Source organism: Ruegeria sp. AJ12 (assembly GCF_056536245.1).
Map to the genome: position 1 here is coordinate 390,626 of NZ_JBQFJJ010000001.1, position 17,316 is coordinate 407,941.

At 51.2% G+C, this 17,316-nt stretch carries 17 protein-coding genes; 7 read left to right on the forward strand and 10 right to left on the reverse strand.

Annotated features, from left to right (window positions below):
• Positions 1-20 precede the first annotated feature (20 nt).
• The 3 genes from ACR3E0_RS01950 to ACR3E0_RS01960 are packed head-to-tail and all read right to left on the reverse strand — an operon-like array spanning position 21 to position 3,254.
• The gene (locus tag ACR3E0_RS01950) at positions 21-2,096 is read right to left on the reverse strand and encodes a type IV secretory system conjugative DNA transfer family protein (RefSeq protein ID WP_480475666.1); all 2,076 of its coding nucleotides are present in this window, start codon (positions 2,094-2,096) and stop codon (positions 21-23) included.
• Positions 2,096-2,584: a hypothetical protein gene (locus ACR3E0_RS01955; protein WP_480475668.1), complete on the reverse strand. Its 489-nt coding sequence runs from the start codon at positions 2,582-2,584 to the stop codon at positions 2,096-2,098. Before ACR3E0_RS01955 ends, ACR3E0_RS01950 begins: the two co-directional genes overlap by 1 nt.
• Positions 2,585-2,633: 49 nt before the next feature.
• On the reverse strand, positions 2,634-3,254 hold the full coding sequence (locus tag ACR3E0_RS01960; RefSeq protein WP_480475670.1) for a hypothetical protein: 621 nt from the start codon (positions 3,252-3,254) through the stop codon (positions 2,634-2,636).
• Positions 3,255-3,437: 183 nt separating this feature from the next.
• On the opposite strand from ACR3E0_RS01960, the gene ACR3E0_RS01965 reads away from it, so the two are divergent.
• Positions 3,438-3,746: an H-NS histone family protein gene (locus ACR3E0_RS01965; RefSeq protein ID WP_480475672.1), complete on the forward strand. Its 309-nt coding sequence runs from the start codon at positions 3,438-3,440 to the stop codon at positions 3,744-3,746.
• A gap of 27 nt (positions 3,747-3,773) precedes the next feature.
• Here ACR3E0_RS01965 and ACR3E0_RS01970 read toward each other — a convergent pair whose 3' ends face one another.
• Positions 3,774-4,379 carry a tyrosine-type recombinase/integrase gene (locus ACR3E0_RS01970; protein WP_480475674.1) on the reverse strand — a complete coding sequence of 202 codons (606 nt, stop codon included), beginning with the start codon at positions 4,377-4,379 and terminating at the stop codon, positions 3,774-3,776.
• A gap of 242 nt (positions 4,380-4,621) precedes the next feature.
• On the opposite strand from ACR3E0_RS01970, the gene ACR3E0_RS01975 reads away from it, so the two are divergent.
• The 3 genes from ACR3E0_RS01975 to ACR3E0_RS01985 all read left to right on the forward strand — a co-directional run bounded on the left by ACR3E0_RS01975 (position 4,622) and on the right by ACR3E0_RS01985 (position 6,469).
• Positions 4,622-4,918 carry a hypothetical protein gene (locus tag ACR3E0_RS01975; protein WP_480475676.1) on the forward strand — a complete coding sequence of 99 codons (297 nt, stop codon included), beginning with the start codon at positions 4,622-4,624 and terminating at the stop codon, positions 4,916-4,918.
• Positions 4,918-6,072 carry a hypothetical protein gene (locus tag ACR3E0_RS01980; protein WP_480475678.1) on the forward strand — a complete coding sequence of 385 codons (1,155 nt, stop codon included), beginning with the start codon at positions 4,918-4,920 and terminating at the stop codon, positions 6,070-6,072. Before ACR3E0_RS01975 ends, ACR3E0_RS01980 begins: the two co-directional genes overlap by 1 nt.
• Before the next feature lie 256 nt (positions 6,073-6,328).
• Positions 6,329-6,469, forward strand: a complete 141-nt coding sequence (locus ACR3E0_RS01985; RefSeq protein ID WP_480475680.1) for a hypothetical protein — start codon at positions 6,329-6,331, stop codon at positions 6,467-6,469.
• Between the two features lie 93 nt (positions 6,470-6,562).
• Here the strand turns inward: ACR3E0_RS01985 and ACR3E0_RS01990 are convergent, their stop codons facing one another.
• From ACR3E0_RS01990 to ACR3E0_RS02005, 4 genes are all read right to left on the reverse strand, one after another.
• Complete coding sequence (locus tag ACR3E0_RS01990; protein WP_480475682.1) at positions 6,563-6,991, reverse strand: hypothetical protein; 429 nt, start codon at positions 6,989-6,991, stop codon at positions 6,563-6,565.
• Between the two features lie 46 nt (positions 6,992-7,037).
• Positions 7,038-7,412, reverse strand: coding sequence for a helix-turn-helix transcriptional regulator (locus ACR3E0_RS01995; RefSeq protein ID WP_480475683.1), 375 nt, complete (start codon positions 7,410-7,412; stop codon positions 7,038-7,040).
• Between the two features lie 365 nt (positions 7,413-7,777).
• Positions 7,778-8,047 carry a hypothetical protein gene (locus ACR3E0_RS02000; RefSeq protein ID WP_480475685.1) on the reverse strand — a complete coding sequence of 90 codons (270 nt, stop codon included), beginning with the start codon at positions 8,045-8,047 and terminating at the stop codon, positions 7,778-7,780.
• A 20-nt stretch (positions 8,048-8,067) separates the two neighbouring features.
• The gene (locus ACR3E0_RS02005; RefSeq protein WP_480475687.1) at positions 8,068-8,598 is read right to left on the reverse strand and encodes a DUF3768 domain-containing protein; all 531 of its coding nucleotides are present in this window, start codon (positions 8,596-8,598) and stop codon (positions 8,068-8,070) included.
• A 339-nt stretch (positions 8,599-8,937) separates the two neighbouring features.
• Here ACR3E0_RS02005 and ACR3E0_RS02010 point away from each other — a divergent pair, with 339 nt between their 5' ends.
• Both ACR3E0_RS02010 and ACR3E0_RS02015 read left to right on the forward strand, forming a co-directional pair.
• Positions 8,938-11,871 carry a LysM peptidoglycan-binding domain-containing protein gene (locus ACR3E0_RS02010; protein WP_480475689.1) on the forward strand — a complete coding sequence of 978 codons (2,934 nt, stop codon included), beginning with the start codon at positions 8,938-8,940 and terminating at the stop codon, positions 11,869-11,871.
• Positions 11,872-12,100: 229 nt separating this feature from the next.
• Entirely contained in the window at positions 12,101-13,258 is a 1,158-nt protein-coding gene (locus ACR3E0_RS02015) for a type IV secretory system conjugative DNA transfer family protein (RefSeq protein ID WP_480475691.1), read from the forward strand.
• A 30-nt stretch (positions 13,259-13,288) separates the two neighbouring features.
• Here the strand turns inward: ACR3E0_RS02015 and ACR3E0_RS02020 are convergent.
• Positions 13,289-14,046, reverse strand: a protein-coding gene (locus ACR3E0_RS02020) for an IS5 family transposase (RefSeq protein WP_480475693.1) whose coding sequence is annotated in 2 segments (ribosomal slippage) — positions 13,289-13,725 and positions 13,725-14,046 — 759 coding nt in all. Because the reading frame shifts where the segments join, the coding sequence is not laid out codon by codon here.
• Between the two features lie 241 nt (positions 14,047-14,287).
• Between ACR3E0_RS02020 and ACR3E0_RS02025 the strand changes: the two genes are divergently transcribed.
• On the forward strand, positions 14,288-15,847 hold the full coding sequence (locus ACR3E0_RS02025; protein WP_480475695.1) for a recombinase family protein: 1,560 nt from the start codon (positions 14,288-14,290) through the stop codon (positions 15,845-15,847).
• Here the strand turns inward: ACR3E0_RS02025 and ACR3E0_RS02030 are convergent.
• Positions 15,844-16,446 carry a hypothetical protein gene (locus ACR3E0_RS02030; protein WP_480475697.1) on the reverse strand — a complete coding sequence of 201 codons (603 nt, stop codon included), beginning with the start codon at positions 16,444-16,446 and terminating at the stop codon, positions 15,844-15,846. The two genes, ACR3E0_RS02025 and ACR3E0_RS02030, sit on opposite strands and share 4 nt — an antisense overlap.
• Positions 16,447-17,316 lie beyond the last annotated feature (870 nt).

Consider the following 17,316-nt stretch of genomic DNA (forward strand, 5'->3'; position numbering starts at 1 on the left):
TGCGCCCAGACTACGCCCGATCAGAGCTCTGGCGAAGGTTTGAGCGGGTCATCGGGCTCTTTTTCTTCTGGCGGTTCCGGTGGGTCTTCGGGCTCTGGCTTCTCATTGCTGACCGTGGGTGACCATGGCTCCGCATAAGCCTCGCGACACTGTTGCCGGATGGCCTCAATCTCTTCTTTTGTGGCCCGCGGCAGGTTCTCCAAAACAAAGAACGGAAAGGACATTGGTACGGCGCGTTCGGTCAATCCCCGGATGTATGTAGCGAAGGTGCCTTTGGGTTGTTGCTGGATCATCTGCGGATCAGCCGACATCTGACTACCGAGCGCGCGAGCATCACGGGCGGAGACGCCACCCGCCAGCTTGATTGAGGTGTTGGCCTCAAACGCTTCCTGAAGGCCATTGGAGAGCTGGCCGAGGTATTGATGCGCCATCACCATGCCCACCTTGTATTTGCGCGCCTGGCTCAGAATGAGGCCTATGTTCTGATCGAAGTAATCCTGGGCTTCATCGACATAGACCATGACTGGCAGGCGGTCTTGAGCCCTCAAAGTAGCGCGTTCCTGCGCGGCCTGGGCGATCAGTGCGATGAAGAAGCGCCCGAAGATCTCGGTACCCTGTTCTTTGAGGAGGGATTTGGATGTGTTGATCAGAATAAGTTTGCCCTCATTCATCTCGGTGAACATGTCGAATTTCGATTGGGGATGCGAAAACATCCGCTCAAAGGTCTGGTTCTCGAGTACGCCATAGAGACGGCGCAGCACCTGCGTTTTGGTGTTAGTAAATTCTTTGCTGTTGAATTCACTCTCAAAGAACCGTCGCGGCGTGCCATCGAGTTTGGCGATGTATTCCTGGTATTTCGTTGTGCCATCAGGTTCCATCAGCTCGCGCAGCGTGTGAATGGTGGCATCGGGAATATGAAACATCAGCCGAGTCACATAACGAAACACCACGCTTTGCTTGGCGGTCATGCCCGCTGCGAGCAATGAGCCGAGAACAAAGTCATAAAGCTCGATGATGGAATTAGTGAGACGTTCCCGTTCAAGTGGATCGTAGTTTTCAAGCCGATCCTGTCCGACGGAGAAGAGATTGAGGCAGACCGGATAGGCGATGTCTTCAGGATCGATGAGCACGATGCGCTCGGGTGGCAGCACCCTGGCCTTGAGTATGGTGTTGATCAAATCCCCCTGGCTGTCGATCACGACGACGGTACGGTCTCGAAGCGCCACCTCTTCGAGATCCTTGGCGATGAAATATTGCAGGGTCTGGGTTTTGCCATGGCCGGACCCGGCTACCATATGCATGTGTTCAAAACGTCGGTCATCGGGAATGGCAAAGGGCGTCTTGAGCTTGAACAGGTCTTTGAGCGGTGTGCCGCGCAGATAGGTGTCGATGAGATCGTCGTTTTTGTAATCGACGGGATAGATCGGATTGGAGCGATGCGTGGCGGTGAGATTGGCATCGAGCTGCTGCCGCAGATCACGAAAGAGCATGTAGTCGCTGTCTGCAAAGAATGGCGCGATGACATTTTGCACGGTCTGGCCGAGCGGATGGGTGAACTGGGTGACTTCAACCAGAACGTCGCCTTCGATGGAGGGTACAGCGTCCGCAATCGGTGCAAGGGCTAGAGAGATGGTCTTAAGCGCCTCTGCGACCATGACGGGATCATTGCGGGCCTGACCGGCTTTGGCGAGCAGATCGCGGTAGCGCGCGCCTTCGACGGTGTTGCAGAGCGCGGGCAGCGGTGGAATCTCCGAGGAAAGCCCTTCTTGCTTGAACAATGCTTTGCCTACATCCAACAATTGCACCTTCAAAGACGGCGGCAGATCAGCGGGCCAGTGGTGGGCCAGCGCCTCCTCTATCTCGGTCTCAGACAGGTCGACGGCCCCAGCAAGCGCGTGGTTATAGAGGATCAGCGTCTCATCCCGCGCCAACTGTTCAAGCCGCTTTGGGTTCTCTTTCCAAAGGCGAAACCCGACGTATGCCGGGACCGCAAGGAGCGCCATGGCAGACACAAACACGGCCAAGCATAAGATCAGAAACAGGATCAGCAGAGTGACAAGAAGCCCGCCCCAGGTCTCTGACGCGCGCGCAGACATCAGAATTCAACCACGGTGCGGTTGGCGGTGTCCGCATTGTCATCGAGCCAGAGCTTCATCTGTGCCAATGCATCCAGAAGCTGATCTTCGTAGATCTTGGATTGGCTGGGAGTGGCGCAGAGGAAATAGTCGGTCCTGCCATCGAGAAGATGTTCCACCCGAAGTTCAAAGCGTTCATCTCTTGCATCCACTTTTGCATCGGCAGGACGACGATCCATCAGTTTGGTCTTCAGCAAATTTCGTTGCTGGATGATCTGCTTTTCTTCATGGGTGAAAGCCACCTGAAGTTGGACCTCGTAATAAGTAGTTTTGAGAATGAACCCTTTGCGGATTGTCTCATGTGTGATCGACACCCGCATGATTAACGCACCTCTGCACTGAAGGGTGGTGTGGGTGGGAATAAAGCTGCAATAGCAGGTGAAGTCGCAGAGTGGAATGAGATGGTTTTGTTCCGCACTGGTCCGGTATGAGCAGCTATGCACCCCCATACCGAACCCCCAAAGGGGTTGGGGGTCAGTATGGGGGCGATTGTCTGGCTCACGAGCGGGTCACGCCGGTGAGGACTGGCTTGGAATTATCGGTCTGATGGTCGATAAACTGTTGCGCTTCTTCCAGACTATGAAATTTGATATGGCCAACTACAAAGCGGTCATTCTCCGGCAGAATGGCTTTGCCCTTGTACTCAATTGCATCATTGGTGGGTGGTGCCAGTTTTATTGCCTCAGATGTTGGCGCTGCGTAGCTGGCTTTAGGCACGTCCCCTACCTTAGCAGGCGTGTTTGGTCGCAAATCATTTTTGGCGGCCTGCAATGCGGCATAACCCGGTTCTGCCTGCGATCTCATTCTGAGCAACTGTTTGGATATCTCGAGCTGGTCTCGTGAAATCTTGAGGCTTTGTTGCCCGTATTCGGCCGAATCCACACCAGCCCGCCCCATCTGCGCCAGCACCAAGCCAAGAAGCCCGGCAAAGGCTACGCCACCACCGGGCAAGCCTGTTGAGATGAAGATCATAAAGGCCGGTGTGCCACCAAATTGCTGGTTTGTTTCTGCTACCGCTACGAGGGCAGCAATAACTACAAATCCACCAATGAGAATGAGGCACCAAGCCAAGAATTCGAGAATACTGAAACAGCGGCGGGCAGCTTGATATGAGCGCATAATAAGTCCCTCAAAAAAATATCCGTAGATGCTGCAATCTCGACATAGCGCTTGTCAACAATTTGGGTGTATTGCGGGTTTCCCCAAATTTTGCGTCGCCTGCTGCGTATCAATTTATTTACACATCTTCGCCACCCAGCTAACGAAGCGTCGGGGATAATCATCAAACAAACAGGACAGATAATGAAACTCGATAAAATGACTGTTGTTGAGCTGAAGCAATTGCAAAGCGATGTCGAAGTCGCCATTCGTGACCGCCAGAAAAAAGACCTGAAAGACGCCAAAGCCGCAGCAGAAAAAGCCGCCGCCGAGTTTGGATTTTCTTTGGCCGAATTGATGGGTTCGCAGAAGGTTGCGACAAAACCCAAGACTACTCCCAAATACCGTAATCCTAAGAATGCCGATCAAACCTGGACCGGTCGCGGACGCAAGCCGAAATGGGTGAATGATGCGCTTGCCGCTGGCATTGACATCGCCGCTCTCGAAATCTGACCACCGAGACACTCGATCAGATTTGACTCAGCTCCACATCTGATCGGCCAGTTTGAGCTGATCTGGACCCAACACCGTCGCGTAGATTGCGGTGGTTCTGATTGAGGCATGTCCCATCCAGCGTTGCAGCATATGGAGTTGCACGCCGCTTAAGGTGGCATTGACACCATAGCCATGTCGCAACCCTTTTGGGCAGGCCTGTGCACCGTCTATGCCTGCATCCTGCATCAGGGATTTGATCCAGCGATAGGCCGTGATGCGCGGTAGCATCTGCCCGTTCTGGTGCCAGAATAGTGCATCAGGTGCAGTGCCATACCCTAACAGTTCTTTGACCAACTCCGGTGGGACGGGCACTTCACGCATCACGTGCCGGTCGCGTTTTTTGAGGCTGCGGATGGAGATGATCCGGGCTTCTCTTTGTAGATTGTGCCCCATGAGCGCCCGGGCCTCGGAGAGGCGACAACCAGTGTAGATCAATGTCAGCGCAAAGGACCGCAAATCGGGTGCCGACCTGCGGGCCGCTTTAATGAAGCGTTTCCGCTCTGCTGCATTGAGATAAAGCCGCTGGTTATATTTGTCATAGAGCTGCATGCCGGGTTGTGCCTCCGGTGGATAGATGCAGGTCATACTCATTTTGATGGTGGTTTTTATTGATACAGAATTGGGAATTCTGTATCGGGCGGCGCATTGCCCTTGTGAATTAAAGACTTATTGTCCCCCGGCGCGTTTCTGTTTTGACCCTGGCAGCCGCCTATTTCCGTCTAGAGCCTTGCTCATAAACAGATTGTACAGAATTCCCAATTCTGTGTCAGCGCCCGCCAGTGGATAACCGGCCCAAACAAAGGTTCGATTGAACCGGAAAAAGGGAATTCTCCATGAAGTATAAGTCGTTTACGAGTACTACATCGGTATGTGTTTTTTTGAGTGCATTAGGACTTGCCGGGTGTGCCACCACAGGCCAATCGCCCACATTAGCGAAATACAGCGATGCAGAGATCAAGCGCTGCTACAACTCTCTCACCATAGCGGAGCGCGATGAGGCGGCACGGCGCGCTAAAGCTGATGCGACCGGCACGGCGCTCATCCCGCTGGTGGGGCCGCTCATCGCTGATCCGAAAGAAGAACTTTACCAGGAATATGAGCGAATTTGTTTGCGGAAGGGCGTCATCTGATGGCCCGGCGCTCGGCTGCCGTATTGACCGCATTGCTGGCAGTCCTGGACTGCCTTTCCACTCCAACAAGCGCCAAGACTCTGACCGATCCTCAAACAGGATGCGCTCTGACGGTCGATTTTGATGGCGTTACGAGTACGGAAATCAGGTGGTCGGGAAAGTGTGCAAACGGGGTGATCGAAGGAAACGGCACGCTCGATTGGTACGAAGGGTCGAAGCTAATCTGGCGAACACGCATTGCCCCAGGCATGCCACATAAAATCTCCAATGGGACGTTGGATTGGAATTTCGATCTCAACGACTTTGAGGTGTTTTGTAAAACTCTGGGCGGAAGCTACCGAGGTACATTTGTCATTCCAAAACGACCAATCCCTGAAGATTTTTTCTCGGGATATTGGGTAACCATGCGCGTACTCAGTTGGGCCGGGGAATATGCGGCAACGCAGTGTCCCGCGCCACTGGGGTACAGCAATATCAACATAGAAATTCTACCCACGCCTACGCCTCGCGAAAGCCTTTCACAGGGCTTTCGATCTGTAGTTCATGCTCGGAACTTTCCGAATAATCGTCTGGACTGGTTCGCCCCGCGATCAGAGTATGGCAACATACCACACGGAAATTTGTGGCGCGCTATTGAACTAGAAAACGAACAGATCGAAGCGAAACGCAGAGAAGTCGCCCATAAAGAGCGGCAAAAAATACTCCAACAACAGCTCAATGAAGCTATGGGTGCGGTGCAGAATAGAGTGCAGGCATTTTGGGCAACGGGATCTGGCGACTTGGACATCGTGGCGACCGCGCTGGAGACAGATCTGGCCAAAACACTTGGTCTCCTGGAAGCGGGTGTAGCGTTATCGGGTTTCCACAATCAGAATATTTCAACCTCAGAACACAATGGCCGCAGCTACTACGCTGTGTCAGGGTTTGCACAATCCGAATACCTCAAAGTTCAGCAGCAATTTGAAAGCAGCTCCGGATTTTCCTGGAACGGGTTTCTCAATCAGTCCAGCGGCTCAGCCTTCAAGGTGACCCAGTTCATGTGTCTATTCAGAAATGTCAGCGACATTCCGAACGCAGAGAGCTCGACTAACGTGCGGCTGGAGCGCTACTCGCCAAACCCGGTCAAACCGTTTGTCCTGCTGGCATGTGATTAATCGATGTGGTGGTCCCGAAATCTTCGGCCCACTTCTATCCTCATTGCTTCGTAAGAAAATCGCCGTCTCATGCGCCTTCAAATGCGCGGCGACACAGACGTTATGGTCACCCAGATGCTTCGAATCATAAGGGGAAAGCACGCCTCGATTCCTGCTTGATCTTTGAGATGTGCCTTTATGTTCCGCCATGTGAATATTGAGAAAATTACCTATTAACAGTATTTTAAACGCTCACAGACCGCCATAGGAGGTGAAAATGTTCTGGAAAGAAAAGCCTGGCGCTCGGCGTACACACTACAAAAAAGCCCTTAAGCAGGAAGTTCTCGGCTGGGCACGGGCAACCGGGTTCAGCAGCCTTGATCCGCTGCAGGAAAAGTATCGTCGCCGACGCAAATGAGCTTGTCGGACCGGCATAGGCCGTTTCCCAACCTGAATGAGAAAACCGCCCTTGTTGAGGGCGGTTTTTGGTAAAGAACAAAGGAACGTATCGCTAGCCGTTTGACGATTGTCTGGCGGGTTTTTGCGGCCCCTCCATCGCGGCCTCAGCCAGCGCAATGGCCTCAAAGATCATCATCCCGCGCGGCTCGGATTCGTATATCCGTCGTTTGCCGGCTGGCAGGTACCCCGCCACTTCCGGGTGTTTTTGGGCCAGATGCACGGCCTCATCATACTTCGTCAGAAAATTCTGCGGACGCGGCACGGACACGTCATAGAGCTGATGTTGGCTGGCACACTCGGCGATGGCAGCGATCAGCGCGCGGCTGCTTTCGCCTTTGCGGCATTGTGCGTCACATTTTTCCGTCACTACCACATCCGGTTGCAGCTTGGTGATGAGGACATCCGCAAATCCGGCGATCCCGGCTTCGGATTTGGTTGCTTCCACTGAAATCCCCCAGTCGAAGACTTGACCATCACTCATGTAGACATACGCGGTCTTTGCTGTTCCCACCGCAAATGACAGATAGCTACGCTTCTCCATGGTGCAGGGAAGACTCCAGGCGACGCTTCAGCTTGGCCAACGACGCTGGGCGATTAAACGTATCGGCAGTTTCCTGCGCCAGATCCGGAAGCGTGGGCAGGCGCTCTAACAAGTATTTCTGCCGCTCGGTCATCACCTCCTCAAAGAAGCTCTCGAAGGATCGGCCATAAATCAGCGACAGACTGACGATCTGGTCGAGGTTGGGGCGCTGTTTGCCCTGCTCCATATCTGACAGGGTGGGCTGGCGGATGTTAAGAAGATGCGCCAGATCATCTTGTGTTAACCCTGCCTTGCGCCGTGCCAGACGCAGGTCATGGTTGAATTGTGTTTTCATATGAATGCGTTTTAACTGATAGATCATCAGTCTAGATCACCTGGGTCGTCCGTCCTAGTATCCACGATATCGGCTGGTGCGATATGGTGCTTGGATATGGCGTGGACAGGTGCACCTGACGCAATGAGCGGGTGTTCGTGGCCCGGACCCCTTACGGGTCCGGCACCATACGCCCATCCCGTACGGGTGCGTTCGTCTCTTCCAATTCGGAGTTCGGTCGGCTCAGCAACATCTGAAACTGATGTGGGTGAGCCCCGGAGAGACAGCTGAACACGCCGGAGCTGTCCTAGCGATGACGAATTTTGCCCACCCATTCTTACATAAATCCGCACTCGAATATGAAAAACGCTGCCTGACTAGCAGGCAGCGTATCGGGTAACGTGATATGACCGTCAAAAGAGCTTGAGTTGACGGCTTTCTTCCACCAGCCGCTTCCAGACCGGATCATCCGCCGCCTGATCGAGCCAGACACGAACATAGGCTTCAACGTCATTGGGGCCGTCAATGACATCCGCGACGACAAACTGTGAGCGATAGCCGGTTGAGGTCACCGGCAGGGCATCGGCGCATTGCAGTTCGATATGCCAATGGCCGGAATTGAGCCAGTTTGCCTGACAGGACACCTCAATGCTGCGATCCTGCCAGACAAGTGAGAACACCATCTATCCATCCTTGGACATAATCAGTATTCCGATGCCAGCATGATGGTAAGTACGCGGTGTGTGAGCCCTTCATTAGCCGGGTTCTCGCTTCCGGCTTTGAGATCAGGGGAATAGTAGTCGATCTTCCAGAAGACCTTTTCCCCATCGATCTCAACCGCGCCAAAGTCATGCTCGCCCCAGGGATCGTTGTCGTCTGAGAAAGAATTGAACTCTCGGACAGCAGTGACGGCAGCTAAGGCAAACTCAGCACCGTGCTCCTGAATGCCACTGGTGATCAGAACGCGGCCATTGCCAAGCCCCGTCCTGCGGAACCGGTCATTGAGCTCCCGGATGCGTTGGCTTGGTTGTGCTTCCAGGCGCGACCAGACGAGCTTTGTGGTGCCTTCGCATTGGTGACAATGTGCATCATCGAACACATTCTCTAGTTCCCAGAGCCCGCTTTCCGGATTCCAGCAGGCCCAGGCATCCCGAGCAACTCGTTCAGAACCGCAGGTATGGCAGTGGGGCACAGAGCCAACGTCGCCTTCGATCTCTTCTTGCAAAATACCCATCATACATCTCCTTCCGATGGAGCGCGCAGGAGGGAGTTCCAACACGCTCCACGGCAGGCGATGCCGTGGAAAGATCTGTCTGGGAGTATGATGGAGCCACAGGAACAACGGCGCTAGTACTCAGCTTATCGGATCAGGTGATAGGCTAAGTGGTTTGCATCAACAGCGAATGATCTGGAAACATGTACGCTGCATCATAAGAAAATGGCCGGAATGAGTTAAAAACCTCCAAAATTGACTCAACATGTTCGGCTAAGCTAATCTCAGAACCCAATAATATTACGACCAGATGTTTACGATGCTATTTTGACTTGATGAAATTTCTCAGGGGCAAGACTCATGTTGAAATCCATTTTTTATAAAACGACAAAACTACTTTTGATGCTCACGATTGGGCTGTGTCTGTTTTCCCCATCCGCCTCAGCGTGGAAAATCGATATGCACGTCTGGATAGCTCAGCAGGTTCTTAACGATGCGCGGAAGGGTTCGATTTCAATCGAACTTGACGGAAGAACCAGACGCATTCCGCTGCCAGACAAAGTTGTGCGTGCACTACGGGCACATCCAACTCAGTTTTTAATTGGAAGTCTTGGCCCAGATGCATTCCCAGATGTGACCGCTGGCCAGTTGATAATACACCCTGCAGTCGACGGTGGGTGGGGCACCAGTGAATGGCTCCAACACATTTTGGTGGGCGAGTTGACGGATCGCGAACGAGCGTTTGCCATGGGTTACTTAACCCATGCTGCAGCTGACATCTTCGCTCATACATTCGTTAATCGATATTCAGGCGATGTCTTCGAGATCATTGAACATCCAGACGCTGCCGTACGGCATGTTCAGATTGAAAGCCTGATTTCAAATTACCTACCTCCCATTCGTGACGGAGCCACCGGTGCCGTTCGCAGTGCAGCGGACGCGATACGACCGAACGGAGAAGTGGAGTTTCCAGAAGAGTTGGTTCTTAACCGTCTTCTTATGAACGCCGAGGCGTTGCAACAATATGAGCTGTCCGGTAGCGCGCCGCATTTTGTAGCCGTCAACAATCTTCACAAGACTCTGAATGAATTTCTTGCTGAGGGCGGTCTCCTGGAGACAATAGAAGCGCTAGCCATAAAGATATTGGCTCAAATCTATCTTGAAATTGAGCTATCTGAGGAGCAGTCACGAGAAATAGCGCGATTTATTAACCAGCTAAACGAGGAATTGAACAAAGTATCACCCGATTTGGTGGACATAGGCCAAGAAGTGAACGGCTTCCTTCATGATCTAGGAAGCGTCAAGTATGATGCAGCGGATTTTATGATCGACGAAGGTCTCAATGCCGCAAGGGAACTTCGCAACGCAAAGCGCGAACTGCGAAATGCGAGAGACGATCTTCTTCGCGCGGCGGAACGACTTCGAGAACTTGATGTCGCTGGTATCAAGCCATTCGAGCGGCATCTTGGCTTCAACTGTCTCGGTGTCCGCTTTCGTGGCAAGTGCCGTGGAATTGAAGTTGACCTCGGCTTCGAGGAAGTCATTCCTGATCCACTTAAGGTTGCGAGAGAGGCATTCGATCTTGCCGACCAAGCCGTGGACACTCTTGAGGGCCAAATTTCAGACCTTGAAGAAACAGCTGCGGATCGAATGCGAGATGGCCTCCAGTTAGCGCGGGACGTTCATGAATTTCGCCGTCGCACTTTCGACGCCCTGATTGCCTTTATCGGAGATCAGGCCTTCTCCCCGCCTCACCGAAAGAATTTCGAACGGTGGAGAGATGGGATTCCAACGGCTCTTGTCGAGTTCAGCCGCGCCAATGCAGAGACAATCATCAATTCTGTTGACCCCGCGATCAAGGCGGCGCGAGATGCTGGTGATCCCGACGCTCCTGGAACCCTTGACCCAATGAAGGAGTGGCTGTTGTGCTACGGTACCGTATTACTTTCGGCACCAGTGTCAGCTACCGGAGCTATTTGTGAGGCGATAGATGACCTACAGCAGATAAAACGAGATTGGGACGAATTCTTGAGGAAAGTTGCGGAGTTTGACCCGTTGCTTGCTCTTTCCCTTGATTTAAAAGTAGAGCTTGAATGGGCGATCAACCGGCTAAAGAACGAGTTGCTTGACCAAGCAACCGGTGAGGTACTGAAAACACTAGACTCCGCGGCGAATACGCCGCTGTTTCCTCTCTACAAAGGTCTCACCGCTCACATTGAAGTATCAGATGTAAACACCGTCATGTCCCGTGATACTTCTGGGCAAGGGTTGCCGATAATCACAGACGCCGGTGATAGAATATTGGCTGAAATGGCCGTAAATGAAGGGAGTTTTGACCCAGAGGCGTTTCATGCGGCCTACAACGCAGTGCTCCTTTCAAAACTGGCAATGCTCGACAGTTCAGGTCTACAAAAGCTCGCTTCACTTGGTGGCGTTACGGACAGTGTGTTCGGTCGAGGTCTGTACGCCGACGGCACGCCGTATAGCGACAATATTCTTTTCGGATTTATTCGCGACATTGATGGTAATCATCAATGGCACGATCTCGCTCCGCCTCATCCGCGCAACTCTGACACTGGTATTGAGGCCGAGGATTTCGCAGATCGCTTTACAAATCCTGACCTTCGTTTTGGAAAGTTCGATACCGGCTGTGTGAGGCAACTTGGAATGCGACTTTGGGTCGATCCGGTGGCCCGCAAAAATCTATTCGAGAAGATGTTCAGAGGAAGAATTGCCAAGGGAATTGATAGTCCGAGCGAGCTGGGGGGTGACTTCCTTCCGGCCCTACCAACTTCGTATCCAGATCTTTTTGACGAGGGGGCGAAGTTTATGAACGACGGGCTTACGTTCAATCGTCAGATGACGCGTTTGAATTTAAGGGGACAAGGTACTCCGGGCAGCACATTAGAAGTAGAGTTGGCTGGCTGGGCGGTTACTTCGACAGAGTTCGATACACAGGGAGCAGTTGAGCACGACTTTCAAGTACCAACTCACTTGTTACCCGGATTGCTTGCCGTGATAGTCAATCCAGATCAGCGCCTAGAGACTAAGTTTGTATTTGAGGCCACGTGTGGCCAAATCAGTCAGACCCAATCCAGCAGACCGTCCCAAATTCAAGTCCAAAAGGGGAATTCGCTGTGGCGTATTTCGGAAGCCTACACCGGAGAAGGGTTGCGCTATCCTGAATTGCTTGAAGTAAACAAAGACAAGATTGAGGAACCGGATTTGATCTATCCCGGTCAAGAATTGACAATTCCATGGAATTCAATTTTTGAGCTCTCGTTGGCACACTAGATCAGGTCAATTTGACGGTTCGCACATATATCGGGGTAGATTACTCCGCTGCCACTATCTATGATTATTTCGTCACATGCCATGGATTCATTGAAAATCCCGCAGAAATGCTGGTCAGTGAATTGATCAGCGAAAACCGGTTCTTTTGCGTTTTATAGGCAGTCCGCGAACATCTCAGACGATATACTGACTGCTAGTGTAGTTGCCTTTCTCGTGAAACAATTCCGTTATGCAACGCACTGTTTCAATTCTTGGCCTCGGCTATCGCAGGTATGAAGATCCGGTTCCGTTTGGGATAAGCCAAAAAGATCGACTGCTGCATTTATACGTGATTGGGCAAACCGGCACTGGTAAAACCACTTTGCTGTCCAACCTGGCCTGGCAGGATGCAAGCGGCGGTAATGGAATATGCCTTATTGATCCACACGGTGATTTGGCTGAAAGCCTGCATGTGACTTTGGGTGTCAAACATCACTATTGGGATGTTTCCGATCCGGCTTGCCCATTGGGATATAACCCGCTCAAACGGGTCTCCGAGCAATATCGACCGTTGGTTGCGTCAGGAATTATCGAAACACTAAAGAAGCAGTGGCCAGATGCTTGGGGTGCGCGGATGGAGCATGTGCTTCGGTATGCCATTCTCGCTTTGTTGGAGCAGCCAAAGGCGGACTTCAGGGATCTACTGAAGCTTTTTGTGTACAAAGGTTTTCGGCGACAAGTGACGGAAAACGTCACTGATCCTCAGGTGCGTTTCTTCTGGAAACACGAGTATCCTGCGATGAACTACCAGACCAGTGCGGATGGGGTAGCCCCAGTGGCCAACAAGGTTGGGGCCTTCTTGGCTCATCCGGCAGTCCGAACCGCCCTTTGTGAACCGCATGAGCCACTGAGGTTTCGGGCTTTGATGGACAACGGTGACTTCCTGATCGTAAATCTAGCTAAAGGGCGTTTGGGTTCAGATATTTCCAATGTTATGGGAGGTCTGATCAGCTCAAGCATTATGCAAGCCGCCTTTACCCGGCATGGGTTGCCCGAAGCGGCACGTCGTCCTTTCTTTCTGTACGTCGATGAGTTTCATAACCTTACGACTAAATCTTTTGCAGGACTGCTTTCCGAAGCACGCAAGTATGGGCTCGGGTTGGTACTGGCCCATCAACATCTTTCGCAAACTGATACTGAAGTACGAGACGCCATTTTGGGTAATGTAGGGAGCATGGTTGTCTTCCGGTTGGGAGCAAATGATGCGCCAGTTTTCGAACGGTTGCTGCCTCCATTTTCGGCTCAGGATCTACAAAACCAGCCGAACCACCGCGCATCGGTATGGCTGATGCACTTGGGTGAACGATTGAAGCCATTCTCAGCGTCTATGTATCCACCATTTCGGTAGTTTGTATAAGCTGGCTGCTAGGGTCAGGACTCATAGCCAATAGATGACCAGAGCGGCGAGTGCGATTGCGGAGAGGAAGACCTTGGGACATCTGTCGTATCGTGTGGCAACACGCCGCCAATCCTTCAGCCTGCCGAACATGATCTCAATCCGGTTGCGGCGTTTGTAGCGGCGCTTGTCGTATTTTACGGCTTTCTTGCGCTGTTTCCGACCTGGGATGCAGGATCTTACCCCTTTGTCTTTCAACGCTTCTCTGAACCAGTCGGCGTCATAGCCTCGATCCCCAAGCAACCACTCGACCTTGGGCAAGCTGCTCAGCAACGCCCGTGCTCCGATGTAGTCGCTGACCTGTCCGGCGGTGACGAACAAGTTGAGTGGCCGCCCCTGACTGTCGCAGATGGCGTGCAACTTGGTGTTCATGCCGCCTTTGGTCCGACCGATTAGGCGCCCACGCCCCCCTTTTTGACGCCCATGCTGGTCGCTGTTCGGTGGGCCTTGAGATAGGTTGCGTCGATCATCACGGTCTTCTCTTCGCCGTGGTTGGCCGCCAGACCGGTCATCATCTGCGCAAAGATGCCTTTATCGCTCCAGCGCTTCCAACGATTGTAGAGCGTCTTGTGAGGACCGTACTCCCTCGGCGCATCACGCCACCGTAAACCATTGCGATTGATGAAGATAATCCCACTCAACACACGCCGATCATCGACGCGGGGTTTGCCGTGGGACTTGGGGAAGAAGGGCTCAAGACGCGCCATCTGCGCATCTGTCAGCCAGAATAGATCAGACATATTCACCGCTCGTTTTTACAACTGTGAATCATGCTGCCGTGCGGAAATCAATGGGTCCTGACCCTAGGCCAATAATCCTGGGTCTATATCATGGTGATATGACAGAAGATGAACACATTCAGCGTCACCTTGAACTGTGCCAGCGGGTATATGAACGTTTGTTGGCAGAGGGAAAATGGCCTTGGCCGGATTCGCAAAATTCCGAGGATTTGGTAGAGTCTGATGACAACACTGACGACGTATGAAACCGTGCTTTGGATACCTTCGAGTATCCACCCAAAAACAAGGCGAAGGTGTATCACTCGAAGCACAAAAAGACGCCATCACGGTCTTTGCGAGTCAAAATAACCTGTCGGTCATCAAATGGTTTGAGGAAAGGAAGACGGCAGCAAAACACGGTCGCCCGATCTTCAATCGGATGCTTCGCCAATTGAAGCAGGGCAAGGCCTCCGGCCTCATCATGCACAAGATTGATCGTTCGGCACGCAATCTGCGCGATTGGGCGCTTGTGTCTGAGTTACCGAACCGAGGTATCGAAATCTTCTTTGCTACTGAGAGCCTCGATTTTCGATCCAGAGGTGGCCGTTTGGCTGCCAACTTGCAGGCCGTTATTGCTGAGGACTACATTTTTAATCTCAGGGAAGAGACAATCAAAGGAATGAACGGCCGCCTGAAGCAGGGCCTGTATCCTTGGGGGGCTCCACCTGGATATCTCAATTGTGGGGGCGGAAAACCCAAAATTCCCTGTCCAAAGACGGCTCCTCTGATCAAACATCTCTTTGAGCTCTACGCTACACGGCAGTACTCATATAAAAAACTACTGGAGGAAATGCATCATCGTGGGCTCCGCAATTCCAAAGGTGGCCGTCTGACATTGAATGGCCTCGGGACAATTCTACAAAATCCCTTTTATATCGGCCTCATATACGTCAAGAGCTCTGGAAAAACCTACGAAGGCATCCATGAACCTATCATACCTGTGGCGACGTGGAAACGTGTGCAGGACATTCGGCAAGAGCGTTGTGGTCCAAAATCAACCCGGCACAACCACCTGTTTCAGGGGCTATTTCGCTGTGGATTGTGTGACAATCCAATGGTGCCTGAAAAGCAAAAGATGCACGTATATTATCGGTGCAAAAAGGCCTGCTGCCCGACCAAAACTATACGTGAAGAAGTGCTAGACGAAGCCATACGAAACGAGCTTCAGAAACTGGTTTTAAACGCGCGCGCCCGTAAGAAGGCTGATGCGATGGAAGCACCTGAGACGATAGTATCGCTGGAGGAGCAGCGCGCGGCTCTGGCATTGCAAATAGCTGACGAAAAACGACGACTTGTACGTCTTGAAGACTTACTCATCGATGAAACGATTTCGCCGGAAGCCTTCAAACGCAAGCAAAACGCTGTCAAATTGCGGCTCGTCGAACTGAAGGAAGAGTTGGCCAAAATACCAGATACAACTGCTCAAAGGTTACACCAGGAGCAACTGGCCGAACTGCAAAAAAGCCTTGTTTCACTTTACGAAATCGCCAGCCGTACCGAAAAACGCACAATCATCGAAAATGTCTGGCCGAACCGTGTGGTATCGATAAAAAACCCGTCGTTTGAGCCATATTCATGGGTTGAACGGGCTAAAAATTGCTCGTCCCTCCCGGTTGGTGACCCAGAGCGAGACAAAGAGCGAACCACTCACGATATCGATGAGAGGGTGAAAAGACACTTTGAATTGTGTGATCAGGTACATCTGAGGTTAATTTCAGAGTCGAAAAGAACAGCTTCAAAAAATGCAGACAACAAGGCTTAGTCACCTATGATGTTGACTAAAAAGTTCTTATAATACGAATATGCTGAATAGAAACTCTCTACATAGTTCAGTACTTTAACAGCATTTTGTTTTTCGAAGTTAATAAAATCCAGATCTCGATAGTTTGCTTTTATACGGTACCAATAAAAAGCATCGATGATCATCACTGTCTCACGAGATTCGTATTGTGCCTGTTCTTCCTTGTCCACTTTTGTACGCAGATTCCACTTTTTGGTTAGTTTTTGATTGTGTAATTTATATTCAGTAATTTTCGATACTACTGCGTTTACACATTTATCATCTTCCCAAAAGTCTACTTTTGTATTTTGTCCAGGTTTCAATTTTGGATACTGTTTCACCTCTGACAGTCTGTAGTTTTCATTTAGAGCATCGACAGCAAACGATAGTTTCTTTTGTTTAAATTGATCTTTTAAAACCTTTCGCATTGAAGTGTGCCCAGCTTTAGTGAAGCCGGCCTTACTACCACAGAGTTGATATACAGCTAGACTTTCTAAGTAATACAGCGAGTAGTAGCATTTTACTGGAAGCCATGGTGCAACAACGACGGCAAATTCTGGATCTTCCCTCGACAAACGCATGTCACTCTCAAGACTTCGTTGAGTTAGTTTGTGTAGGTTTAAAAATTTGTTTACTTCAGAGTCTCTAAATACCCTCTCTATTTTCTTGGGCTTTGGAATTTTTGATTCAAAGAGTAATCTGTTTATACAGTTTATGTAGTTCTTGTGTGTAGCAAAAGCTGCTTTTTCGTACAGATCTTTGTGTGAAACTATCATTGTGCAGAGTATAACAAAAGACAAGAAAACCACCCTATTGGGTGGTTTTCTTGACTAGTGTGCAGTTTATGTTCCGAGCCGATACGGTGGCTTCTAGTCAAATGCTAAAAGTGTGTTGTGTGACCCAGAGCGGGACAGAGGCCGAACTGCTCACGATATCTGTCAGTATGATATGAAGCTAGTTCAACCATTGATTGAATTGTTAAAGCGTTGGGGTGGCACCAATTAAAGTTATTCCCTTCAGCGTATGTTGTGGCGGGATGTCGGCACGATCTTAGAGGCAATTCGCCAGTTCGAATTGTGACCCTGTTGGTGGGCTTACCCGAGCTACATTTCGACAAATATCGGCCCAGGTTATGAGCTGGCTTCTAGCCGGAGCCAGATTTTTTTATGCGGGCTAACCCAATCAACATTAAGAACCATTGCGCCGTAACCAATTTCACTGTGACGTCGGAGAGAAGCACAAAAGCGTAGATAGAGTTGTTAAGTACAAAGATGGATGTCCTCAGTGTCGAAACGCAAAAACTGGCGACCAATAAATCGGTCGCCAGCATTAGCAGGGCATTCTTCTATGCAGGTCTACTCATAATCCAAACCAGCAATCTTAGGGCCAACATTGTTGGTCATGCCGGAGCCTGAGTGATTCGCGGTATGTGGTGGATCTGACCCCGACAC